Source organism: Streptomyces sp. NPDC004539, assembly GCF_040610055.1.
Classification (GTDB): Bacteria; Actinomycetota; Actinomycetes; order Streptomycetales; family Streptomycetaceae; genus Streptomyces.
In genome coordinates, this window is the sequence record NZ_JBEXLS010000021.1 from 154,938 (window position 1) to 179,148 (window position 24,211).

General features: G+C 73.1%; 18 protein-coding genes. 16 read left to right on the top strand and 2 right to left on the bottom strand.

What is annotated here, in order from left to right; all coding sequences use genetic code 11:
• Nucleotides 1–51 precede the first annotated feature (51 nt).
• Entirely contained in the window at nt 52–867 is an 816-nt protein-coding gene (locus ABZX85_RS35045; protein ID WP_355877880.1) for an oxidoreductase, read from the top strand.
• A 387-nt stretch (nt 868–1,254) separates the two neighbouring features.
• Here ABZX85_RS35045 and ABZX85_RS35050 read toward each other — a convergent pair whose 3' ends face one another.
• Nucleotides 1,255–2,088 (bottom strand): HAD family hydrolase, encoded by an 834-nt coding sequence (locus ABZX85_RS35050; RefSeq protein WP_355877883.1) that lies wholly within the window; start codon nt 2,086–2,088, stop codon nt 1,255–1,257.
• 560 nt (nt 2,089–2,648) lie between these two features.
• On the opposite strand from ABZX85_RS35050, the gene ssd reads away from it, so the two are divergent.
• The 7 genes from ssd (at nt 2,649) to ABZX85_RS35085 (ending at nt 7,950) form a co-directional block, all read left to right on the top strand.
• Complete coding sequence (gene ssd / locus ABZX85_RS35055) at nt 2,649–3,776, top strand: septum site-determining protein Ssd (protein WP_355877885.1); 1,128 nt, start codon at nt 2,649–2,651, stop codon at nt 3,774–3,776.
• Nucleotides 3,777–3,872: 96 nt separating this feature from the next.
• On the top strand, nt 3,873–5,024 hold the full coding sequence (locus ABZX85_RS35060; RefSeq protein WP_355877888.1) for a TadA family conjugal transfer-associated ATPase: 1,152 nt from the start codon (nt 3,873–3,875) through the stop codon (nt 5,022–5,024).
• The gene (locus ABZX85_RS35065; protein WP_355877891.1) at nt 5,021–5,881 is read left to right on the top strand and encodes a type II secretion system F family protein; all 861 of its coding nucleotides are present in this window, start codon (nt 5,021–5,023) and stop codon (nt 5,879–5,881) included. Before ABZX85_RS35060 ends, ABZX85_RS35065 begins: the two co-directional genes overlap by 4 nt.
• 180 nt (nt 5,882–6,061) lie before the next feature.
• Nucleotides 6,062–6,853 carry a type II secretion system F family protein gene (locus ABZX85_RS35070; RefSeq protein ID WP_355877894.1) on the top strand — a complete coding sequence of 264 codons (792 nt, stop codon included), beginning with the start codon at nt 6,062–6,064 and terminating at the stop codon, nt 6,851–6,853.
• 203 nt (nt 6,854–7,056) lie between these two features.
• The gene (locus ABZX85_RS35075) at nt 7,057–7,254 is read left to right on the top strand and encodes a DUF4244 domain-containing protein (RefSeq protein ID WP_355878003.1); all 198 of its coding nucleotides are present in this window, start codon (nt 7,057–7,059) and stop codon (nt 7,252–7,254) included.
• The gene (locus ABZX85_RS35080) at nt 7,241–7,606 is read left to right on the top strand and encodes a TadE family type IV pilus minor pilin (protein WP_355877897.1); all 366 of its coding nucleotides are present in this window, start codon (nt 7,241–7,243) and stop codon (nt 7,604–7,606) included. Before ABZX85_RS35075 ends, ABZX85_RS35080 begins: the two co-directional genes overlap by 14 nt.
• Complete coding sequence (locus ABZX85_RS35085; RefSeq protein ID WP_355877900.1) at nt 7,603–7,950, top strand: Rv3654c family TadE-like protein; 348 nt, start codon at nt 7,603–7,605, stop codon at nt 7,948–7,950. Before ABZX85_RS35080 ends, ABZX85_RS35085 begins: the two co-directional genes overlap by 4 nt.
• Before the next feature lie 510 nt (nt 7,951–8,460).
• Here the strand turns inward: ABZX85_RS35085 and ABZX85_RS35090 are convergent.
• Nucleotides 8,461–10,884: a DEAD/DEAH box helicase gene (locus tag ABZX85_RS35090; RefSeq protein ID WP_355877903.1), complete on the bottom strand. Its 2,424-nt coding sequence runs from the start codon at nt 10,882–10,884 to the stop codon at nt 8,461–8,463.
• Between the two features lie 80 nt (nt 10,885–10,964).
• On the opposite strand from ABZX85_RS35090, the gene ABZX85_RS35095 reads away from it, so the two are divergent.
• From ABZX85_RS35095 to tmk, 8 genes are all read left to right on the top strand, one after another.
• Nucleotides 10,965–11,306, top strand: a complete 342-nt coding sequence (locus tag ABZX85_RS35095; protein WP_010358428.1) for an STAS domain-containing protein — start codon at nt 10,965–10,967, stop codon at nt 11,304–11,306.
• 108 nt (nt 11,307–11,414) lie between these two features.
• Entirely contained in the window at nt 11,415–11,801 is a 387-nt protein-coding gene (locus ABZX85_RS35100; protein ID WP_355877906.1) for an ATP-binding protein, read from the top strand.
• Between the two features lie 221 nt (nt 11,802–12,022).
• Nucleotides 12,023–14,377: a sodium-translocating pyrophosphatase gene (locus ABZX85_RS35105; RefSeq protein ID WP_355877909.1), complete on the top strand. Its 2,355-nt coding sequence runs from the start codon at nt 12,023–12,025 to the stop codon at nt 14,375–14,377.
• Nucleotides 14,378–14,584: 207 nt separating this feature from the next.
• Nucleotides 14,585–15,253 carry a small secreted protein gene (locus ABZX85_RS35110; protein ID WP_355877912.1) on the top strand — a complete coding sequence of 223 codons (669 nt, stop codon included), beginning with the start codon at nt 14,585–14,587 and terminating at the stop codon, nt 15,251–15,253.
• A gap of 243 nt (nt 15,254–15,496) precedes the next feature.
• Entirely contained in the window at nt 15,497–17,017 is a 1,521-nt protein-coding gene (locus tag ABZX85_RS35115; protein ID WP_355877915.1) for a methyltransferase, read from the top strand.
• A 310-nt stretch (nt 17,018–17,327) separates the two neighbouring features.
• Nucleotides 17,328–17,525 carry a hypothetical protein gene (locus ABZX85_RS35120; protein WP_355877918.1) on the top strand — a complete coding sequence of 66 codons (198 nt, stop codon included), beginning with the start codon at nt 17,328–17,330 and terminating at the stop codon, nt 17,523–17,525.
• Between the two features lie 279 nt (nt 17,526–17,804).
• Nucleotides 17,805–20,621 (top strand): type I DNA topoisomerase, encoded by a 2,817-nt coding sequence (topA, locus tag ABZX85_RS35125; RefSeq protein ID WP_355877921.1) that lies wholly within the window; start codon nt 17,805–17,807, stop codon nt 20,619–20,621.
• Nucleotides 20,622–20,773: 152 nt separating this feature from the next.
• On the top strand, nt 20,774–24,160 hold the full coding sequence (gene tmk / locus ABZX85_RS35130; protein WP_355877924.1) for a dTMP kinase: 3,387 nt from the start codon (nt 20,774–20,776) through the stop codon (nt 24,158–24,160).
• Nucleotides 24,161–24,211 lie beyond the last annotated feature (51 nt).

The following is a 24,211-nucleotide window of genomic DNA, read 5'->3' on the forward strand; positions in this document are numbered from 1 at the left end:
GAAGACCACTCCTTCGAGGGGCGCGGGCGCGGGGTGGCTACTGTCGTACCCATGAGTACGACCGCCGATCCCCTTGTGGCCCTGGGCGAGCTGCCCGGGGTGGCCGAGTCCGTCGAGTCCGTCCGCAAGGCCGTGGACCGGGTCTACGGCCACCGCGTCATGCGCCGCCGCTCCACCGCCGTCACCTCCGAGGCCGCCCTGCGCGGGGCGCGCGGCTCGGCCGCGCTGGCCGGGGCCGACTGGGCGCTCGAAGAGGTCCGCCGACGCTCCGACTTCGGCGCCGACGACGAGGCGCGCGTGGTGGGCGCCGCGCTGCGCCTCGGCGCCGAGGCGGGACAGCTGCTGTCCGTCTGGCGCCAGTCGCCGCTGCGCGTCCTGGCCCGGCTGCACCTCGTCGCCGCGGCCGAGCAGGGCGGGACGACCGGACGGCCCCGGCAGGACGGCGAACCCGTCGACGAACCGCTCGTCGAACTCCCGCTGCCGGGCGCCGCCGAGGTCTCCGCGCGCCTGGAGGGGCTCTCCGGGCTGATCGTCGCCGGCAGTGCCGCGCCCGCGCTGGTGACCGCCGCCGTCGTCCACGGCGAACTCCTCGCGCTGCGGCCGTTCACCTCCCGCAACGGGATCGTCGCGCGCGCCGCCGCCCGGATCGTCCTGATCGACAGCGGCCTCGACCCCAAGTCGATCTGCCCGGCCGAGGTGGGCCACGCCGAACTGGGACGCGCCGCCTATCTCGCGGCCCTGGAGGGGTACGTCTCCGGCACGCCCGAGGGTGTCGGCGCCTGGATCGTCCACTGCGGGCGGGCGGTCGAGCTGGGGGCGCGGGAGTCGACGGCGGTGTGCGAGGCGCTCCAGCGGGGCGCGGCGTGAGGCACGCGCGCGTGGAGGGGCGTTCCTGGCGCTTCTGATGTCTCTCGCGGTGCGGGAGCGGCCGGAAAAGGGTTGCGGCGGTACGAGAGGTTCGTACCGCCGCTGGCATGTTCGCCGGGTTACCAAGCGTCCTCGAAATGTTGCCCATCAGGTCGGGAGCTTCGCCCGTCACCTGGTGCGGCTGGCCCGTAATCGACGGGTCGACGTCGCGTGGGTGCCTGGTTCACATGCGCGGTCCGTGGGGCCAAATGCGTCAGTCAGGTGATCCTCTCGGATGTCCTTCGGTCTCGCGGGCCGTGTCTTCCTTTGTACTCCCGCACCCGGGAGAGCGAAAGTCCTGACCGCATTTCTTTGCATTTGGCCGTGCGTGAAGGACGTTCCAGCAGGTCAGGCGAGCGGGGCCCGTTTCCGGCTGACGTACCAGACGAGCCCGGCCGTGGCCGCCGCCGCTCCCACGGCCGCCGCCGCGACGAGCGCCGGGCGGGGCGGCACGGAGAACGAGGGGATGCGCTGCTTGAGCCGGACCGGGCGGTGGAAGTCGAGAATCGGCCACCCGCGCGCGAGCGCCTCACGCCGCAGCGCGCGGTCCGGGTTCACCGCGTGCGGATGCCCGACCGACTCCAGCATCGGCAGGTCCGTCGCCGAGTCGCTGTAGGCGTAGCAGCGCTCCAGGTCGTACCCCTCGGACTCGGCCAGCTCCCGGATCGCCTCCGCCTTGGTCGGGCCGTAGGCGTAGTACTCGACCTCGCCGGTGTAGCAGCCGTCGTCCCCGACGACCATCCGGGTCGCCACCACCCGGTCCGCGCCGAGGAGTTCGCCGATCGGCTCGACGACCTCGGCGCCGGAGGTGGAGACGATGACGACGTCCCGGCCGGCCGTGTGGTGCTCCTCGATGAGGGAGGCGGCCTCGTCGTAGATGATCGGGTCGATCAGGTCGTGCAGGGTCTCGGCGACGATCTCCTTGACCTGTTGGACGTTCCAGCCGCGCACCAGCGCGGAGAGGTACTCACGGGTGCGTTCCATCTGCTCGTGGTCCATACCGCCCACGAGGAAGACGAACTGGGCATATGCGGTGCGCAAGGCGGCCCTGCGGTTGATCAGACCGCCTTGGTAGAAGGACTTGCCGAAGGTGAGAGTGCTCGACTTCGCAATGACCGTCTTGTCCAGGTCGAAGAACGCCGCCGTCCGGGGCGAGGGGTGGTTTTCCACGTCCCTGAGCATAGGCGCAGCCCATTCGGCGTAAGGTGGGGCGCGTGGGTTTGCCTGAGAGGGCTCTCGGGTACACCATGGAAGTCACGGATCGTTCGCGACCGTGCTAACCCGGCCCGACTCCTCCCCCCCCGAGTAGGGCCGTGGAGACGACCCCCACTCTCCCCCCCGGTGGGGGTCGTCGCATGTCCGGGTGCGTTTTCCCCTTCTCTCCGCGGCGATCGCGCCGTACGAGGCGGTTTCGGCCGCCTCTTTCGCGTGCCCGCTGAGCATCACGGAGCGTAGTCGCGGGGCTGCTCTGCGGAGATCGCCGCGGTGAGTTCCCGGCATTTTGTCGACACGTCGTCGGGATTTCGTCAGGGGAAGGCGCGCGCTCACCGGTTCGGGTGACGGAGATATCCACAGGCCGCCGCCCGTCCACAGTTTTCGACCAAGATCCACACGATTTCCGGGATCGCCGCATCGTGATTCCACCGCGTCCACTTCGGAGTCCGTTCCGCTTTCCGGACGTGGGGTGGCCGGTTTCCGTCCGGCCGCCGATGTCGGCCGATTGCGAGAAAGGGGAGGAAACCGTGTCCGGTTCCGTCACACACGACCCGCCGTCCACCACCGTGGGACGCCAGGGCAGGCCGCTCATCGTCACCGAGGACGTGTGCCTGCTGGACGACCTGCTGCGGCTGTGCGCCGCCGCCGGCGCCACACCCGAGGTGCACCCCGCGCTGCCGCGGCACGGCGGGGTCTGGGAGTCCGCGCCGCTGATCCTGGTCGGCGACGACGCCGCCCGCCGGGTCCGCCACTCCGCCCGCAGACGGGGCGTGGTGCTCGTCGGGCGCGACCAGGACGACCCCGACGTGTGGCGCCTCGCCGTCGAGATCGGCGCCGACAACGTGCTGGTGCTGCCCGACGGCGAGCAGTGGCTCATCGACCGCATCGCCGATGTCGCCGAGGGCGTCGGACGGCCCGCCCTCACCGTCGGCGTCATCGGCGGACGCGGTGGCGCCGGGGCCTCCACGCTCGCCTGCGCCCTCGCGGTCACCTCGGCCCGGGAGGGGCTGCGCACGCTCCTGGTGGACGCCGACCCGCTCGGCGGCGGCCTCGACGTCCTGCTCGGCGGGGAGACCGCGAAAGGGCTGCGCTGGCCCGCCTTCGCCGCCTCCCGGGGGCGCGTCGGGGGCGGGGCCCTGGAGGAGTCGCTGCCCGAGCTGCACGCGCTGCGCGTCCTCAGCTGGGACCGCGGCGACTGCGTCGCCATCCCGCCGCAGGCCGTCCGCGCGGTCCTCGCCGCCGCCCGGCGCCGGGGCGGCACCGTCGTCGTCGACCTGCCCCGCCGCTTCGACGACGGCGTCGCGGAGGCCCTCGCCCAGCTCGACCTCGGGCTCCTCGTCGTCCCCGCCGAACTCCGGGCCGTCGCCGCCGCCGGGCGGGTCGCCTCGGCGGTGGGCATGGTCCTGCGGGACCTCCGGGTCGCCGTCCGGGCACCCGGCGCGCCCGGTCTCGACGATCAGGAGGTCGCCCGGCTGCTGCGGCTCCCGCTCGCGGGGGAGGTCCCGCTGGACCCGGCGCTGTCGCGGGCGGACGCGGGCGGGGGGCCGCCGGGAGGGGCCGCGCGGGGGGCGTTGGGGCGGTTCTGCAAGGAGTTCTGGGAGCGGGCGCTGGTGGAGGGGGGTGGGGCAAGGGGCGGTGAGGGGGTGAGGAAGTGAGGGGTGAGGCGCAGAGGTTCGCGGTTCGTTTTCGTCCGGGTCGATTCGGTTTTGGTTCGTTCGTTTCAGGTCGCTTCGGGAGATCGGGAGAGGGTTGTGAGTACGGAGCTGTTGGACGGGGTGCGGCAGTGGCTGGCGGTCAGTGGGGGTGAGCCGACGCCCGCGCGGGTCGCGCAGGCGTTGCGGGAGCAGGGGAGGGTGCTGGGGGACGCCGAGGTGCTCGGCGCGGCGGACCGGCTGCGGTCCGAGCTGGTGGGGAGCGGCCCGCTGGAGCCGCTGCTCGCCGATCCGTCGGTGACCGACGTGCTGGTCTCGGCGGCCGACCGGGTGTGGGTGGACCGGGGCGGCGGGCTTGAGCTGACCGGCGTCGCCTTCCCCGACGCGGCGGCGGTCAGGCGGCTCGCCCAGCGGCTGGCCGCGGTCGCCGGACGGCGGCTCGACGACGCCCGGCCCTGGGTGGACGCCCGCCTCCCCGACGGCACCCGGCTGCACGCGGTCCTGCCACCGGTGGCCATGGGCTGTACGTGCCTGTCCCTGCGTGTCGTACGGCCCCGGGCGTTCACGCTCGACGAGCTGGTGGCCGCCGGGACCGTGCCGCCGGGCGGGGACCGGGTGCTGCGGGCGCTGCTGCGGGCGCGGTTGTCGTTCCTGGTGAGCGGCGGGACGGGGACCGGGAAGACGACGCTGCTGAGCGCGCTGCTCGGGCTCGTCGGGCCCGCCGAGCGGATCGTCCTCGCCGAGGACTCGGCCGAGCTGCGGCCCGATCACCCGCACGTCGTCCGGCTGGAGACCAGACCCGCCAACCAGGAGGGTGCCGGGCTGGTCACGCTGGAGGACCTCGTGCGCCAGGCCCTCAGGATGCGGCCGGACCGGCTGGTCGTGGGGGAGGTGCGCGGGCCCGAGGTGCTGGATCTGCTGGCGGCCCTCAACACCGGCCACGAGGGCGGCTGCGGGACGGTCCACGCCAACGCCGCGTCCGGGGTGCCCGCCCGCCTCGAAGCGCTCGGCACCGCCGCCGGGCTCGACCGGGCCGCGCTGCACAGCCAGTTGGCCGCCGCGCTGTCGGTCGTCCTGCATCTCGTGCGGGACGGGAGCGGGCGGCGGCGGATCGCCGAGGTGCACGTCCTGGAACGGGATCGGGCCGGGCTCGTCCGGACCGTGCCGGCGCTGCGGTGGGGCGCGGAGGCGTTCGTCCAGGAGACCGGGTGGGGGCGGCTGCGGGAGCTGCTGGGCGGTGAGGGCGCGTGACGTCGGCGTACGAACTGTCCCTCGGGGCGGCCGTGGCCTGTGCCGGGGTCGTGTTCTGGACGGTCGGGGAGGAGCGGCGAGGGGTGCGGCGGGCGCGGTTGGTGCTGGCCGGGGGCGGGGTCGTCGCCGACGAGCCGTGGGACGTGGCCCGGGTGCTGGGGCCCGTGCGGGAGCGGTGGCGGGCCGAGTGGTGGGCGCCTGTCGTCGGGGCCGTGCTGGGGGTGCTGGGGGCCTCGGTGCTGCCGGTGCTCGCCGGGGCGGTTGCGGTGCCGTTGGTCCGGCGGGTGCGGCGGGCCGCCGAGGAGCGGCGGGAGCGGGAGGGGCGGGTCGACGCGGTGATCGGGCTCTGTGCGGCCCTCGCCGGGGAAGTACGGGCCGGGCGGCAGCCCGGGGAGGCGTTGACGTTGGCCGCCCGGGAGTCCGCGGGGCTCTGCGAGGCCCGGGCCGGGGTGCTGGCGGCGGCCCGGTTCGGCGGGGATGTGCCGGCCGCCCTCGCCGTTGCCGCGCGGCAGCCGGGGGCCGAGGGGTTGCTGGGGCTCGCCGCGTGCTGGCGGGTCGCCGTCGATCAGGGGGCCGGGCTTGCCGCCGGGCTTGAGCGGGTGGAGGAGGCGTTGCGGGCGGAGCGGGATCAACGGGCGGATCTTCGGGCCCAGTTGGCCGGGCCTCGGGCGACCGCGGTGATGCTTGCGGGGTTGCCGGTGCTGGGGTTGGGGCTGGGGGCGGCGATCGGGGCCGATCCGTTGGGGGTGTTGCTGCATTCCGGGGCGGGGTTGGGGTGCTTGGTGGTGGGTGGGGTGTTGGAGGGGGTGGGGGTGTGGTGGGTGGCGCGGATCGTTCGGGGGGCGGAGGTGGTGTGAGGGCGGGGGCGGTGGGTTCGGTGGGGCGGGTTGTGAGGGGGTGTCTGCGGACGGGGTGGGGTTCGGGATTCGGGATTCGGGGTTCGGGGTTCGGTACGGGAGACGGTGCGGGAGGCGGTGCGGCATGTGGGTCGGGTTCGGGGCGGGTTCTTTCGAGGGGTTCGGGAAGGTGGTGGGTCGGTGAGTCAGGAAGTTGTCCACAGGCTGGGGGTGGCTGTGGGGGTTCTGGTCGCGGTCGGGTGGGGGTTGCGGGCGGTGGGGAAGGTGCGCAGGGAGCGGCAGGTGCGGAGGCGGTTGGCCGAGTTGATGGCGTTGCGGCTGGTGGCGGAGGCGAGTGTGCCGAGGGCGCGGGTGTGGGATCTGGTGCGGCGCTGGGGGGTCGAGGCGGCGGTCGTGGGGGTGGGCTGGGTGCTGGTCGGTGGCGGGACCGGGGCCGTGCTCGGGGTGGTGGGGGCCGTCGGGGTGTGGCGGTGGCGGCGGGGGCGGGAGCGGCGGGGTGGTGAGGGTGGCGCGGAGGTGGTCGATACGGCCGCCGCGGCTCGGCAACTGCCGTTGGCCGCGGATCTGTTGGCCGCCTGTGTCGCCGCCGGGGCCGGGCCTGTGGTCGCCGCCCAGGCCGTGGGGGAGGCGATCGGGGGGCCGGTGGGGGAGGGGCTGGCGAGAGGCGCCGCCGAGGTGCGGCTCGGGGGTGAACCCCGGGACGCGTGGGGGAGGTTGGCTCGGGTGCCGGGGGCGGAGGGGCTGGCGCGGGTGTTGGAGCGGGCGGATGTGTCGGGGTTGCCCGCGGCGGGGCCGGTGGCGCGGGTGGCCGCGGATGCTCGGGCGGAGAGGTTGCGTGCGGCCACCGCGCGGGCTCGGCGGGCCGGGGTGATGGTCACCGCGCCGGTGGGGCTGTGTTTTCTGCCGGCGTTCGTGGTGGTGGGGGTGGTGCCGGTGATGGTCGGGCTGGCGGGAGGGGTGATGGGTGGCTGAGGGGGCGGTTCGGGAGGGACGGGGCTGGAGGGAGGTGGGAGCGGTGTTCTGAGGGCGGAGAAGTGAGGGCTGTGGATCGGGAGTTGTGCGTCGAGAGCGGAGAGGTGAGGTCAGTGATGTCCGGTGCGGTGATTCGAGAGAGGTGCGGAGTGATGGGTGTCGGGACGGCTGGGGTCGGGGTGTGTCGGATGGTGTGGGCGCGGATGCGGGGTGTGGGGTGCCGGGTGCGGGCCCGGGGGAAGGGGCGGGAGCGGGATGCCGGGATGGCGACGTCGGAGTACGCGGTCGGGATTCTGGCGGCTGTGGCGTTCGCGATGGTGCTCTACAAGGTGGTGACCAGTGGGGCCGTGTCCGAGCAGTTGGCGGCGATCGTTTCGAGGGCGCTCAATGCGGCGGTGTGAGCGGTGTGAGCGGGGTGGGGACCGGGGGTTCGTGACGGCGGAGGCGGCTGTGGTGCTGCCGGTGCTGGTCGGGTTCGCGATGGCGCTGGTCTGGGGGCTGCTCGCGGTGGTCGTTCAGATCCGGTGTGTGGACGCGGCGAGTGCCGGGGCGCGGGCCGCTGCGCGGGAGGAGTCCGGGGAGGCGGTGGTCCGGGTCGTGCGGGCCACCGCCCCTCGGGGGGCTCGGGTGTCGGTCGGGCGGGAGGGGGATCGGGTGCGGGTGGTGGTCGTCGCCAAGCCGGCCGGGTTCGGGGGGCTGCCGTTCGAGGTGCGGGAGGAGGCTGTCGCCGTGGTCGAGGGGGTGGGGCGGTGAAGGGGCGGTGCGGGGATCGGGGGTCCGCGAGTGTGTGGGGGGTTGTGGTCGTCGCCGTGCTGTGTGTGGTGTTCGGGGCGGTGCTGGCGTTGGGGCAGGCCGTCGTCGTACGGCATCGGGCGGCCGGTGGGGCGGATCTGGCGGCGTTGGCGGCTGCGGGGAGGGTGTTCGAGGGGGAGGGGGTGGCCTGTGAGCGGGCTCGGGGGGTGGCCGGGGCGCAGGGTGGGCGGGTGGTGCGGTGTTCGGTCGTGGGGGAGGTGGTGGATCTGACGGTGGCTTCGGGGGTGGGGGTGTTTCGGGCGGAGGTTCGGGCTCGGGCGGGGGTGTTGGTGGACGAGGGGTAGGGGTGAAAGGTGGTGGGGTGGGTGCGGGTGCGTTGTGGTTGTTCGCGCAGTTCCCCGCGCCCCTGAGGGGGTGGGCTGGGGGTGGTCATCGGGTGCGGGTTCGTTGTGGCTTGTCGCGCCCACGCGGTGGGAGCCGCAAATGGATGCGGCCCCGCGCTCCTGAGAGAGGGGGCCGAGGGCTTTGGGCCGGTGCCGGTGCGTTGTGGGTTTTTGCGCAGTTCCCCGCGCCCCTGGAGTTGGGGGTTGGGGGTGGTGGTCGGGTGCGGGTTGGTTCGGGGGTTCCGTTTCGTAGCCGTCCTCGTCCTCGTCCTCGTCCGAGTCCTTCTGCCCTCAGTCCTGTCCCACGCCTCTCCCCGGCCTCCCCCTTTGCGCCGCCCTGTCCCCAAGGCACCCCGCGCCCCCCTCGCGCCCCTCCCTGCACCAGTGCGCCCCACACCCCCTCCGACCCCCACGCCCCCGCAGCACTCCCCACCCAGTTACCCCACCCCCGCAACCCCCACCCCCCGCCCCCTACCCCACCCCCCGAAGCAACTCCCCCAACAGCCGTATCGCCCCCCGCTTGTGGAGTGGTTCGTTGCCGTTGCCGCATTTGGGGGACTGGATGCAGGAGGGGCAGCCGGTGTCGCAGGGGCAGGTGGTGATGGCTTCGAGGGTGGAGCGGAGCCAGGGGGCGGCGGTGTGGAAGGCGCGTTCGGAGAAGCCCGCCCCGCCCGGGTGGCCGTCGTAGACGAAGACGGTGGGGAGGAGGGTGTCGGGGTGGAGGGGGATCGAGACGCCGCCGATGTCCCAGCGGTCGCAGGTCGCGAAGAGGGGCAGCATGCCGATGGAGGCGTGCTCGGCGGCGTGGAGGGCGCCGCCGAGGATCTCCGGGGGGATGTTGGCGCAGTCCAGCTGGTCCTCGGTGACCGTCCACCAGACCGAACGGGTACGGAGTTTGCGCGGGGGCAGGTCCAGTTTCGTCTCGCCCAGGACCTCGCCCGTAAGGACCCGGCGGCGGAGGAACGAGACGACCTGGTTGGTCACCTCCACCGAGCCGTAGTGCAGCCTGCCGTCCCCCCAGGGGACCACCGTGTCCGTGGAGAGGACAGCGATGGACGTCGTGTCCCGGGCGACCGTCGAGTACGGCGGGTTCGCCTCCTCGACGAGCGCCGTGGAGTCGTCGAGATCCAGCGCGCGCACGAGATACGTACGCCCCTGGTGGAGGTGGACCGCCCCCTCGTGGACGGACGTGTGCGCGGACCCGGCGTCGACCGTGCCGAGGAGCCGCCCCGTACCCGCCTCGACGATCTGGACCGGCGTACCCCCCTCCCCCCGGATGTCCGCGAGGTCGGCGGCCCGCTCCCGGCGCGTCCAGTGCCACGCCCTGGTGCGCCGGCGCAACAGCCGGGCCGCCTCCAGTTGGGGCAGCAACTCTTCGACGGACGGCCCGAACAGCTCGAAGTCGTCCTCCGTGAGCGGAAGTTCCGCGGCGGCGGCGCACAACTGGGGCGCGAGGACGTACGGGTTGTCGGGGTCGAGGACCGTCGACTCGACGGGCTGGTCGAAGAGCGCCTCGGGATGGTGGACGAGGTACGTGTCCAGCGGATCGTCCCGCGCGACGAGGACCGCGAGCGCCCCCTCACCGCCCCGCCCCGCACGCCCCGCCTGCTGCCACAGGGAGGCGCGCGTACCGGGGTACCCGGCGATCAGGACGGCGTCGAGCCCGGAGACGTCCACACCCAGCTCCAGGGCCGTCGTCGCCGCCAGCCCCAGCAGCTCCCCGGAGTGCAGGGCCTGTTCGAGGGCCCGGCGCTCCTCGGGGAGGTAACCGCCCCGGTAGGCGGCCACCCGCCGGGCCAGCGAGCGGTCGACCTCCGCGAGCCTCTCCTGGGCGATGACGGAGATCAGCTCGGCCCCGCGCCGGGAGCGCACGAAGGCCACCGAACGGGCGCCCTGGACCGCGAGGTCCGTCAGCAGGTCGGCGGTCTCGGCGATCGCCGTACGCCGCACCGGGGCGCCCTTCTCGCCGTGCAGCTCGGTCAGCGGCGGCTCCCACAGGGCGAAGACCAGCTCGCCGCGCGGGGAGGCGTCGTCCGCGACCTCGACGACCGGCAGGCCCGTCAGCCGGGAGGCGGCGACGGCGGGCTCGGCGGCCGTCGCGGAGGCCAGCAGGAAGACCGGGGAGGAGCCGTAGCGGGCGCACAGCCGCCGCAGCCGGCGCAGGACCTGGGCGACGTGGGAGCCGAACACGCCTCGGTAGGTGTGACATTCGTCCACCACGACGTACTTCAGGGACTTCAGGAACGAGGACCAGCGGGCGTGCGAGGGGAGGATGCCGCGGTGCAGCATGTCGGGGTTGGTGAGGACGTAGTTGCCGTACTGACGGACCCACTCCCGCTCCTCGACGGGAGTGTCACCGTCGTACACGGCAGGACGCACCGAGGTGCCGAGAGGTTGTGAAAGTTCCTTCACGGAACGGAGCTGATCCGCCGCCAGGGCCTTCGTCGGGGCGAGGTAGAGGGCCGTCGCGCCCCGGCCGTTCGGGGCCTCGGAGCCGTCCAGGAGGGCCGACAGGACCGGTACGAGATAAGCCAGCGACTTGCCCGAGGCGGTGCCCGTGGCGACCACCACCGAGTCGCCGTCCAGGGCGTGTTCGGCGGCCAGCGCCTGATGCGCCCAGGGGTGTCCGATGCCGTACCCCTCCACGGCCGCGATCACCTCCGCGCGGATTCGGTGCGGCCAGACGGCATGACGGCCCGCGCGCGGGGGCAAGTGCTCCGTATGGGTGATGCGCGAGGCGCGGTCCCGCCCGGCGGCGATGCTGCGCAGCAGCGCCTGCGGGGAGGGTCGATCGGATCGGTGATTCTTGGCCATCGGCACCGAGTGTGTCACCGGCGTGACGGACAATGGAGCGAAGGCGTCGTGCACGCCTGCCGGTAAGTGATTGAATGCCATCGCGGCTGGCGAACCGTCCAGGGGCTCCTGCCTAGGTGTCCCGAGGGGCGACCGCTCGATAGCAAGGTGCTGGAGGATCAGTGGACCTGTCCCTGTCGACCGAGACCATCGGCGATCGCACGATCGTCAAGGTCGGTGGCGAAATCGACGTATATACCGCGCCCAAGCTGCGCGAGCAGCTGGTCGAGCTGGTGAACGACGGGAATTTCCACCTCGTCGTCGACATGGAGGGCGTGGACTTCCTCGACTCCACCGGGCTCGGCGTGCTGGTCGGCGGCCTCAAGCGGGTGCGCGCCCACGAGGGCTCGCTGCGCCTGGTCTGCAACCAGGAGCGCATTCTGAAGATCTTCCGGATCACGGGGCTCACCAAGGTGTTCCCGATCCACACCTCGGTCACGGAAGCCGTCGAGGCCACCGACTGACCTCCGCCCACCAGCGGTACGACAAACCGAACAACCGGGGGGACCGGGCCGCCGTACACCGGCGGTCCGGCCTTCCCACAAGCACGCCCGTAGTTCCGAGGGGGACGCATGGCCACCGTTGAACTCCGCTTCAGCGCGCTGCCCGAGCACGTCAGGACCGCCCGTCTGGTGGCGGCAGCGGTGGCGCGCAGGGCCGGAGTGGACGAGGCCGTACTCGACGAGGTCCGGCTCGCCGTCGGTGAGGCATGCACCCGCGCGGTCGGGCTGCACCAGAGCGCCGGGCTCACCGCGCCGGTCAAGGTCGCGCTGATCGAGGAGGAGAAGCAGTTCTCCATCGAGGTCGGCGACGAGGCGCCGAGTTCCGCCCCCGGCGGCGCGTCCGGCGCCGAGCCCGAGGAGGACGACATGGGCCTCGCGGTCATCAGCGGGCTCGTGGACGACGTACAGGTCACGCCGGGGCTCATCCGGATGACCTGGCCGACGACACCGGCGTAATACACACGGCAGTACCGAAGGGCCCCCGCAGCGGGGCCCTTCGGCATGTGCGGACCCGCTGATTAACACTTACAGTGGATTCGTCAAAAGAATCTTAATGCCCCCGCCGCATTACTTGACGCGGCGGCGAATTCTGCCTGCCGCGCACTGTATTGATCGGGTTCCGGTACCTACAATCCGTCCACATCTCAGGAGCTCAGCCCAAACGTCAAGGAGGACGAATGGCGGAGCTGACCGACGGAAATCGTGTCCTGGTGGCGGTGATCGCCGTCGTGGCGCTCGCCGCCCTGCTGGTGGCGGGGGTGCTGCTGCGCCAGGTGCTGGCGGCGGGCGAGGGCACCGACAGCATGAAAGAGATCGCGGCGGCGGTCCAGGAAGGCGCGAACGCGTATCTCGCCAGGCAGCTGCGCACGCTCGGCGTATTCGCGGTGATCGTGTTCTTCCTCTTGATGTTGCTACCGGCCGACGACTGGAATCAACGGGCCGGAAGATCGGTTTTCTTTCTGATCGGCGCGGGGTTCTCCGCGGCCACCGGCTATATCGGCATGTGGCTCGCGGTGCGCAGTAATGTGCGGGTCGCCGCGGCGGCCAGAGAAGCCACTCCGGCCGAGGGGGAGCCGGAAAAGGATCTCACCGCCGTCTCCCACAAGGCGATGAAGATCGCCTTCCGTACCGGCGGGGTCGTCGGCATGTTCACCGTCGGCCTCGGACTGCTCGGCGCCTCCTGCGTCGTCCTCGTCTACGCGGCCGACGCCCCGAAGGTGCTGGAGGGCTTCGGCCTCGGCGCCGCCCTGATCGCCATGTTCATGAGGGTCGGCGGCGGCATCTTCACCAAGGCCGCCGACGTCGGCGCCGACCTGGTCGGCAAGGTCGAGAAGGGCATCCCGGAGGACGACCCCCGCAACGCCGCGACCATCGCCGACAACGTGGGCGACAACGTCGGCGACTGCGCGGGCATGGCCGCCGACCTCTTCGAGTCGTACGCCGTGACGCTGGTCGCCGCGCTGATCCTCGGCAAGGCCGCCTTCGGCGACGCGGGGCTCGCCTTCCCGCTGCTCGTACCGGCGATCGGCGTGCTCACCGCCATGATCGGCATCTTCGCCGTGGCCCCCCGCCGCGCCGACCGCAGCGGTATGAGCGCCATCAACCGGGGCTTCTTCATCTCGGCCGTGATCTCCCTCGCGCTCGTCGCGATCGCCGTTTTCGTCTACCTGCCGGGTTCCTACGGCGACCTGGACGGCGTCACCGACACCGCGATCAGCGGCAGGGGCGGCGATCCGCGCGTCCTCGCGCTGGTCGCCGTAGCGATCGGGATCGTGCTCGCGGCGCTGATCCAGCAGCTCACCGGGTACTTCACGGAGACCACCCGGCGCCCGGTCAGGGACATCGGCAAGACGTCCCTCACCGGCCCCGCGACCGTCGTCCTGGCCGGGATCTCCATCGGCCTCGAATCCGCCGTCTACACCGCCCTGCTGATCGGCCTCGGCGTCTACGGCGCGTTCCTGCTCGGCGGTACGTCGATCATGCTGGCCCTGTTCGCGGTCGCGCTGGCCGGGACCGGGCTGCTGACGACCGTCGGGGTCATCGTCGCCATGGACACCTTCGGGCCGGTCTCCGACAACGCGCAGGGCATCGCCGAGATGTCCGGGGACGTCGAGGGCGCGGGCGCGCAGGTGCTCACCAACCTCGACGCCGTCGGCAACACGACGAAGGCCATCACCAAGGGGATCGCGATCGCCACGGCCGTCCTCGCCGCGGCGGCGCTCTTCGGGTCGTACCGGGACGCCATCACCACCGGCGCGCAGGACGTCGGGGAGCAGCTCAGCGGGCCGGGGGCGCCGATGAGTCTGATGATGGACATCTCGCAGCCCAACAACCTCGTCGGGCTGATCGCGGGCGCGGCCGTCGTGTTCCTGTTCTCCGGACTGGCCATCAACGCCGTGTCCCGGTCGGCGGGTTCGGTCGTCTTCGAGGTGCGCCGCCAGTTCCGGGAGCACCCCGGGATCATGGACTACACCGAGAAACCCGAGTACGGCCGGGTCGTCGACATCTGTACGAAGGACGCGCTCCGGGAACTCGCGACACCCGGGCTGCTCGCCGTCATGGCGCCCATCTTCGTCGGGTTCACGCTCGGCGTCGGCGCGCTCGGCGCGTACCTCGCGGGGGCGATCGGGGCGGGCACGCTGATGGCCGTCTTCCTCGCGAACTCCGGGGGTGCCTGGGACAACGCCAAGAAGCTCGTCGAGGACGGGCACCACGGCGGCAAGGGGAGCGAGGCGCACGCCGCGACCGTCATCGGCGACACCGTCGGCGATCCCTTCAAGGACACCGCCGGACCCGCCATCAACCCCCTCCTGAAGGTCATGAACCTCGTCTCCCTGCTCATCGCCCCCGCCGTGATCAAGTTCTCGTACGGCGCGGACAAGAGCGTCGGGGTACGGGTCCTGGTCGCGCTGCTGTCGCTCGCGGTGATCGTGGGCGCGGTGTACGTGTCCAAGCGGCGCGGGATCGCGGTCGGGGACGAGGAGGCGGCCGGGGAGAGCGCCGGCACGCATCACCGGGCGGCGGTTTCGTAGGTCCGCACGGCGTCGGGGCGGGCGGTTCGCGCACACCGGGTGCGCGGGCCGCCCGTCGGCGTGCACCGGGGCGGTCGTGAGCCTTCTCTCTCCCTGATACCGGGGAACAAATATTCCGATAGCACCCATAAGGGCCGTTCTCCCTGAACCGGCCACCCGGGTGGCGTGTATCTTCCGGGGCCGAGAGCCATGGAAGGGACCCATCCGGTGAACAAGAAGCTCGTGGCCGCGCTGTCCGGCGGTGCGGTTCTGATACTGACGCTGTCGGGATGCAGCAACGAGAAGAACAACGAGGTGAACAAGGACCTCGTGGCCTGGGCGGGAAAGCTCTGCTCGGACGTCCCGGCACTCAAGGCCAAGATCGACACGGCCAGCGCCTCGATCCAGAAGGTCTCCAGCAACGGCCTCCCCCCGAAGGAGGTCCAGCAGACGCTGTCCCAGGCGTTCCAGGCGCAGGCCGAGGGCTACAAGGGGCTCGCCGACGCCATCAGCGGCGCCGGGGCGCCTCCCGGGGTCGAGAACGGCGCCACGAAGCAGCAGAACGCCGTCCAGGCGCTCACCTCGCTCTCCACGTCGTACGCCGGCCTCAAGACCAAGACGGACGCCCTCGACACCAAGAGCGAGGCCAAGTTCTCCGTCGGCCTCGAAGCCGTCGCCACCGACCTCAAGACCCTCAAGACCAGCGACACCGCGCTCACCGACCTGGAGACCGGGGACGTGAAGCGGGCGATGGTCGAGCAGGACACCTGCAAGCAGACGGCGGTCCCGACACCGCCCGCCGACACCTCGGCCACCCCTTCGGCCCCGGCGGTCTCACCGTCCGCCTCGAAGCCGGCGGGCTCGTCGGCGTCCCCCAGCGCGTCGACGGCGGGCTGAGCTCTGAGCCGACGGCGGGTTCGGGGCCGTCACCCGGCGGGGCGGCGGTGGGCTGAGCGCTGAGTCGGTGGCCGGTTCGGGGGGCGTCGCCCGGTGCGGCCAGCGGTGCGTTGAGTCGGCGGCCGGTTCAGGGGCGTCGTCCCGCGGGCCGGCGGTGGGCCGAGGCGGCCGGGAAACGGCGTCGCCCGGCCGAAGGTTCCGGGGGGGCGGCCGGGGAGGGAGAGGGCGGGGGAGAATGGGCGGGTGAGTGAAGCCACCCTCTTGCCGCTGCCCTCGTCCGAAGACGCCGATGTGACCGCTCGGCTGCGGGAGGGGCTGCTCGCGGCCTCCTTCACCGCCGACGGGCTGCTCGATCTGCTCGGCGCCCCCGCGTACGCCGCGCTGGCCCGCAGCGAGACGGTGCCCGCGCTGCGGGCGACGCGCGGGGACACGCCGCTGGAGGCGCTCGTCCGGCTCTTCCTGCTCCAGCGACCCGTGCTCCACGCGCGCGTGGCCGACGTCCTGCCGGTCGACGCGTGCGTGGCGAGCGGCTGGCTGACCCGGGCCGGCGACGAGATCGCGGCGACCGTGGACGTCCGCCCGTACGGCGGGCCCGACGGCGAGGACTGGTTCGTCGTCTCCGACCTCGGGTGCGCGGTCGGCGGGGCCGGCGGGATCGGCAAGCGGGACGAAGCCGTCGTCCTCGGCGTCGGCGGGGCCTCCACGACCCTTGCCGGGATCACCGTCCGCACGCCCGTCGCCAGCGCGCTCGACCTCGGGACCGGCTCCGGCATCCAGGCCCTGCACGCCGCCCGGCACGCCACGCGCGTGACGGCCACCGACCTCAACCCCCGCGCGCTGCACATCACCGCCCTCACGCTCGCCCTCTCCGGCGTCCCGGCGGCCGACCTGCGCGCGGGCTCGCTGTACGAGCCGCTGCGCGACGACGAGTCGTACGACCTGATCGTCTCCAACCCGCCCTTCGTGATCTCGCCGGGTGCCCGGCTGACCTACCGGGACGGCGGGATGGGCGGCGACGACCTGTGCCGCGCGCTCGTCCAGGGCGCCGGGGAGCGGCTCGCCGACGGCGGGTACGCGCAGTTCCTCGCCAACTGGCAGCACGTCGAGGGCGAGGACTGGCAGGACCGGCTCCGCTCCTGGGTGCCGCGCGGCTGCGACGCCTGGGTCGTCCAGCGCGAGGTCCAGGACGTCACGCAGTACGCCGAACTGTGGCTGCGCGACGCGGGCGACCACCGCGACGACCCGGCCGCCTACCAGGCGCGGTACGACGCCTGGCTGGACGAGTTCGAGGCGCGCAAGGTCAAGGCCGTCGGGTTCGGGTGGATCACCCTGCGCAGGACGGGCGCCGCCGAGCCGTCCGTCACCGTCGAGGAGTGGCCGCACTCCGTCGAGCAGCCCCTCGGGGACGCGATCCGCGCCCACTTCGAGCGCGTCGACTACCTCCGCGACCACGACGACGCCGCCCTCCTCACCGCCCATTTCCGGCTCGCCTCCGAGGTCGTCCAGGAACAGGTCGGCCTGCCCGGCGCCGACGACCCCGAACACGTCGTCCTGCGCCAGCACCGCGGGATGCGGCGGGCCACCAAGGTCGACACCGTCGGCGCCGGGTTCGCCGGTGTGTGCGACGGATCGCTCAGCGCCGGTGTGATCCTCGACGCGATCGCCCAGCTCGTCGGCGAGGACCCGGTGGTCCTGCGCGACCGGACCCCCGCACAGATCCGGCTGCTGGTGGAACAGGGGTTCCTGGAGCCGGTCACCGCGTGATCGTCCGGGGGAGGCCGTGGAGGCTTCCCGCGGCCCTGGGGCGAGTGTGCCCCGTGTCCGCGCCCTGTGCGGAAAGTCGCCGAAGACCGGCCGTGCCCCCCGTCCGCCCCCTCCCGGAAGTCGGCTGGAAAGGTACCCGCGCGGGGGTGGTGTGTGCCCGGCGTGTGCGGCGGTGCGCCGGGGTGCGGGCGGGGGCTGACGGGGCGTCGGGGGTGTGTTCACCTCGGGTTCGCCGGGGTGTCGTCCGGGCGTGGGAGGGTCCGGCGGAGCCGCACAGGGGGTGGGGCGGGAACAGGGGGCGGGGACCGGTATGGAGACTGGGCCGGCGGTTTTCACGGGTGTGGTGTTCGCCCTGTTCGGGGGCGGGCTGCTGGTGTGGACGGCGGTACGCGCGCGCCAGCGGCAGCCGGTCGCGCACGGGGTGCGGCAGGGGGTCTCGGTGACGTTCGCGACAGCCGCCGGGGTGGCGTCGCTCGCCGTCGCCCTGTGGTGTCTGACACGGGTCTGAGAGGGGCCGGGCACATGCGCCCGGGGGCATGGTCGCGTCCCGCGCGGGAGCGTCGTACCGGCGAGCGGGCCGGTGTTCCCCCAGCCGTCGTAAAACCGTCGCTCGACACTCCGGGCGGCAGGAATGGCGGTAGTCGGGTTACCGTTCGAGTGGCCGTTGCGGGCTTTTCCCGTTTGACACGGGGGCGGGATGTACCGTCACACTCCGCAGCGTCACCATGACTGTGCCCCGGGACGAAGCCTGGGGAGGCCCCAGCGTCGACCGGAGAGAAGAGCGAAGTTGTCCCCGACAAGCGAGACCGCGAAGGGCGGTCGGCGACTCGTCATCGTCGAGTCGCCTGCCAAGGCGAAGACGATCAAGGGCTATCTCGGCCCCGGCTACATCGTCGAGGCCAGCGTCGGGCACATCCGTGACCTTCCGAGCGGCGCCGCCGAGGTGCCGGAGAAGTACACCGGCGAGGTGCGCCGCCTCGGTGTGGACGTCGAGCACGACTTCCAGCCCATCTATGTGATCAACGCCGACAAGCGCGCGCAGGTCAAGAAGCTCAAGGACCTCCTCAAGGAGTCCGACGAACTCTTCCTCGCCACCGACGAGGACCGCGAGGGCGAGGCCATCGCGTGGCACCTCCAGCAGGTCCTGAAGCCGACCATCCCGGTCAAGCGCATGGTCTTCCACGAGATCACCAAGGACGCCATCCGGGCCGCCGTCGCCAACCCCCGCCAGCTCAACCAGAAGCTCGTCGACGCCCAGGAGACCCGCCGCATCCTCGACCGCCTCTACGGCTACGAGGTTTCGCCGGTCCTGTGGAAGAAGGTCATGCCGAAGCTGTCGGCGGGCCGCGTCCAGTCGGTCGCGACACGACTTGTGGTCGAGCGGGAACGCGAGCGCATCGCGTTTCGTTCTGCCGAGTACTGGGACCTGACGGGGACCTTCGCGACCGGCCGCGCCGGGGACTCGTCGGACCCGTCGTCGCTGGTCGCCCGCCTCCAGACCGTCGACGGCAGGCGCGTCGCGCAGGGCCGCGACTTCGACTCCCTGGGACAACTCAAGAGCGAGCAGATCCTCCACCTCGACGAGGCGAACGCCCGCGCCCTGGCCGCCGCCCTGGAGCAGACCCGGTTCGCCGTCCGGTCCGTCGAGTCCAAGCCGTACCGCCGCTCGCCGTACGCCCCCTTCCGTACGACGACCCTCCAGCAGGAGGCCAGCCGCAAGCTCGGCTTCGGCGCGAAGGCGACCATGCAGGTGGCCCAGAAGCTGTACGAGAACGGCTTCATCACCTACATGCGTACGGACTCCACGACCCTCAGCGACACGGCGATCACCGCCGCCCGCGCCCAGGTCACGCAGCTGTACGGCGCCGACTACCTCCCCTCCGCCCCGCGCACGTACGCCGGCAAGGTCAAGAACGCGCAGGAGGCGCACGAGGCGATCCGCCCCTCGGGTGATCGTTTCCGCACCCCCGCCGAGACCGGCCTCACCGGCGACCAGTTCCGCCTCTACGAACTGATCTGGAAGCGCACGGTCGCCTCCCAGATGAAGGACGCCACCGGCAACAGCGTCACCGTCAAGATCGGCGGCACCGCCTCCGACGGCCGGGACGTCGAGTTCACCGCCTCCGGCAAGACGATCACCTTCCACGGCTTCCTGAAGGCGTACGTCGAGGGCGCGGACGACCCGAACGCCGAGCTGGACGACCGCGAGCGGCGCCTCCCGCAGGTCACCGAGGGCGACCCGCTGACCGCCGAGCAGATCACGGTCGACGGGCACGCGACGAAGCCCCCGGCCCGCTACACCGAGGCGTCCCTCGTCAAGGAGCTCGAAGAGCGCGAGATCGGCCGCCCGTCGACGTACGCGTCGATCATCGGCACCATCCTCGACCGCGGCTACGTCTTCAAGAAGGGCACGGCGCTCGTCCCGTCGTTCCTGTCCTTCGCCGTCGTCAACCTCCTGGAGAAGCACTTCGGGCGGCTCGTCGACTACGACTTCACCGCCAAGATGGAGGACGACCTCGACGCCATCGCGCGCGGCGAGGCGCAGTCCGTGCCGTGGCTCAAGCGGTTCTACTTCGGCGAGGGCACCGGCGACGCGGGCGGCGCGGCCGACGCCGGCAACGGCGACGGGGACCACCTCGGCGGGCTCAAGGAGCTGGTGACCGACCTCGGCGCGATCGACGCCCGCGAGGTGTCGTCGTTCCCCGTCGGCAGCGGGATCGTCCTGCGCGTCGGCCGGTACGGGCCGTACATCGAGCGCGGCGAGAAGGACTCCGAGGGCCACCAGCGCGCGGACATCCCCGAGGACCTCGCGCCGGACGAACTGTCCGTCGAGATGGCCGAGGAGCTGCTGGCCAAGCCCAGCGGCGACTTCGAGCTGGGCACCGACCCGGTCTCCGGGCACCAGATCATCGCCCGGGACGGCCGCTACGGCCCGTACGTCACCGAGGTGCTGCCCGAGGGGACGCCGAAGACCGGGAAGAACGCGGTGAAGCCGCGGACCGCCTCGCTCTTCAAGTCGATGTCCCTGGACACGGTCACCCTCGACGACGCCCTCCGGCTGATGTCCCTCCCGCGCGTGGTGGGCGCCGACGCCGAGGGCGTCGAGATCACCGCGCAGAACGGGCGCTACGGGCCGTACCTCAAGAAGGGCACCGACTCCCGGTCCCTCCAGGCCGAGGACCAGCTCTTCACGATCACCCTCGAAGAGGCGCTGGCGATCTACTCGCAGCCCAAGCAGCGCGGGCGGGCCGCCGCCAAGCCGCCGCTGAAGGAGCTGGGCACCGACCCGGTCAGCGGGGCGCCCGTCGTCGTCAAGGACGGCCGCTTCGGGCCGTACGTCACCGACGGCGAGACCAACGCGACCCTGCGCTCCGGGGACAGCGTCGAGGAGATCACCCCCGAGCGGGGCTTCGAACTCCTCGCGGAGAAGCGGGCGAAGGCCCCGGCCAAGAAGACCGCGAAGAAGGCGCCCGCCAAGAAGGCCCCGGCGAAGAAGGCCGCCGCGACCAAGACGGCCGCCGCCAAGAAGACGGCGGCGAAGAAGACGACCGCCGCGAAGAAGACCACGGCGGCGCGGAAGACGGCCGCTCCCGCGGAGGACTGACCGAGGGACGGCCGGAAAACGGCTGAGGGCACGGTTCTGTATCACGCTCTTGTGCGGCGTGATGCGGAACCGTTGTCGTTTTGGTGCGGGTTCCGGGGTGGGGGGCGGCCGGATGGGGGTGGGCTGTCAGTGGGGGCGGATAGGCTGAAAGCATGACGCGAGCCGAGCAGCCGACGGGCCTTCACCCGGCAGAGAATGACGCCCTGGTGGTGGACTCACGTGAGCGCGCCGTGCGGGCGTTGCTGAGGCAGCCCCAGCTGCGGCGGCTGTGGAGTGCCCAGCTGGTCGGCGGCGTCGGGGACGCCCTCGCCGTCCTGGTCCTCGTCTTCCTCACGCTCCAGGCCGCCGTCGGCCAGGAGTCCCTGGGCGGCGGATACCGCGGCATGGCGCTCTCCGTGGCGCTCGTCCTCGGGGTGCGGATTCTGGCCACCGTCCTCTTCGGCGCCGTCCTCCTCGGCCCGCTGACCTCGCTCACCTCCCCCGACGGCCCCCTGGACCGCCGCTGGACGATGGCCGGGGCGGACGGCGTGCGGGCGGTCCTGCTCATCGTCGCCCCCCTGTGGATCGACTGGACCCCGGGCAACGCACTGGTGCTCCTGCTGGCGACGGTCTTCGTGACCGGCATCGCCGAGCGCCTGTGGACCGTCGCCCGCGAGGGCGCCGCCCCCGCGCTGCTCCCGGCCCCGCCCCCCGAGGGCGCGACCGTCCGCCCGCTGCCGGACCACATGGACGCGCTGCGCCGCCTCTCGCTGCGGACGAGCTTCGCGGCGATCCCGCTGGGCGCCGCCGTCCTGATCGCCGCCGGCCTGGTGAACGTCCTGCTGGGCGCCGGTGTCGCCTGGTTCGACCAGCACCAGGCGGCCCTCGCGTCGTACGTCGCGGCCGGCCTGTTCGCCGCCTCCCTGTCGGTCGTCACCGCGCTGGAGCTGCCCAAGGCGCGCACCCCGCGCGCGCGTTCCCCGCTGGAGGGCCTGCGCCGCCCGCGCGCGGCGAGCGGCTCCGAGACCGGCCGCACCGGCGCGATCCCGCTCCTCGTGAGCGCCTGCGGCGCCGTCGCGGGCGCGATCGCCGCGGCCGTCGCCGTCTCCGCCCTCCAGGCGGTCGACCTGGCCGGCGGCCCGATCTCCTACGGCCTCCTCGTCCTCGGCCTGACCGGCGGAGTCGTCGTCGGCATCCGTACGGCCCCCAAGATCCTGCCCGCGCTGTCGCGCCGCCGCCTGCTGGCGCTCGCGATCGCGGTCACCGGCGTCGCCCTGCTCGCCGCCGGCCTCGTCCCGGACAACGCGACGGTCCTGCTGCTCGCCGCCCTCGCGGGCGTCGGCGCGGGTGTCGCCGCGAACACCGGGCACGCGCTGCTCGACCAGGAGACCGAGGACAGCCGCCGCGCGCGGGTCACCGAACACCTCCACGCCGTCGTCCGGGTCTTCGTCGGGTTCGCCGCGCTGATCGCCCCCCTGGTCGCCGCCCTCATCGGGCCGCACCGCCTGGAGAGCGGCCGGTTCGTCTTCGCGCACGGCGGCGCCGCGTTCACGCTGATGCTGGTCGGCGCGCTGCTGCTGCCGGTCGCCGCCCTGGTCCTCGCCAAGGTCGACGACCGCTCCGGCGTCCCCCTGCGCCAGGACCTGAGGGACGCGCTGCTCGGCGGCTCCGAGCCCGCGACCGCCCCCGCCGCGACCGGCTTCTTCATCGCCCTGGAGGGCGGCGACGGCGCCGGGAAGTCCACCCAGGCCGAGGCCCTCGCCGAGTGGATAAGGGCCAAGGGACACGAGGTGGTCCTCACCCGCGAGCCCGGCGCCACGCCGGTCGGCAAGCGGCTGCGCTCGATCCTCCTCGACGTCTCCTCGGCCGGCCTCTCGCACCGCGCGGAGGCCCTGCTGTACGCCGCCGACCGCGCCGAGCACGTCGACACCGTCGTACGGCCCGCCCTGGAGCGTGGCGCGGTCGTCATCACCGACCGGTACGTCGACTCCTCCGTCGCCTACCAGGGCGCCGGGCGCGATCTGTCGCCGGTCGAGATCGCGCGCATCTCGCGCTGGGCGACCGACGGCCTCGTCCCGCATCTGACGGTCCTGCTGGACGTCTCCCCGGAGACCGCCCGTGAGCGGTTCACCGAGGCGCCGGACCGGCTGGAGTCCGAGCCCGCCGAGTTCCACGCGCGCGTGCGGTCCGGTTTCCTCACCCTCGCCGCCGCCGACCCCGGCCGCTACCTGGTCGTCGACGCGGGCCAGGAGCCCGAGTCCGTGACGACCGTCGTCCGCGCCCGGCTCGACCAGCTGCTGCCCCTGTCCGAGGCCGAGGTCAAGGCCCAGGAGGAGGCGCGCAGGAAGGCCGAGGAGGACGCCCGGCGCAAGGCCGAGGAAGAGGCCGCGCGCAAGGCCGAGGAGGAGCGCCTGGAGCGCGAGCGCCAGGAGCAGCTCGCCAAGCTCCGTGCCGAGGAGGAGGAGCGCAAGCGGCGCGAGCTGGAGGAGGCGCAGCGGCGCGAGGCCGAGCGGCAGGCCGAAGAGGCGCGCGTGCGCGCGGAGGAGGCCCGCAAGCGGGCCGAGGAGGAGCGGGCCCGGCTCCTCGCCGAGGAGAAGGCGCGCGCCGAGGAAGAGGCGCGGCGGGCCGCCGAGGAGGAGCGGCGCCGTCAGCAGGCCGAGGAGGAGGCGCGGTTGCGTGCCGAGGCCGAGGCGCGGCGCCTGGAGAAGCAGCGGCGGGCCGAAGAGGCGCTGCTGCGGGCCGAGGAGGCACGCCGGGCGGCCGAGGAGGCCGCCGAGGCCGCGCAGGCCGGACCGCGTACGCCGCCCCGGGGGACGCCGGTCACCGGTGGGGGGTGGCCCTCGACGCCGATCGGCGGTGAGCCCGGGACGGGTGCCGGTGCGGTGAGCTGGCCCGCCGCGCGCGGGGGTGCCGGGGCCGAGGGGGCTTCCGAGGGGCGCGAGGTGCGCACCGAGTCCGGTGAGTCCGCCGCCTGGCCGACCGCGAAGGGCCGTAAGGGGGCGTGGCCCGCGCCGTCCGAGGCGGTCACGGTGCCGACCCCTGCGGTGGCTCCGCAGGACGCGGCTCGGGGCAAGGGCGTCGATGCCGATGTCGATGAGACCGCGGTGCTGCCGCCGGTGCGGCTGGTGAAGGACGAGGCGCCGGGGGCCGGTAAGGGTGCGGCCGGTGAGGTGACGGGGGCCGGTGAGGTGACGGCCGAGCTGCCTCAGCCGTCCGCTGCCGCCTCGGGTGCGCGGCCGTCGTGGGCCGTGGACGCCGATGCCGAGGAGACGGCCGTTCTGCCGCCGGTTCCGCCGACGGGTTCGGGTCCGGCTTCGGGTTTGGGTCCGGCTTCGGGTCGGGCTTCGGGCGAGGCGCCCGCCGACCGGGTGCCGCCGGGGTTCTTCCGGGACGAGCGCGAGGACCGTACGCGGGAGCTGCCTCAGGTCGACGAGGGCGGGGCGCCGCGCAGGCGGCCCCGGTCGGACTGGGCCGAGGAGACGCCGCTGGACGATCTGCCGTCGCTGGCCGACGAGTTGCTGGGGTCGCGGCGGGACGAGGACGAGGGGCGTCGGCGGTAGGGCGCGTGGCGGGGTGCCGTTCGCGTTCCTGGATTGTCAGTCGTGGCCCGC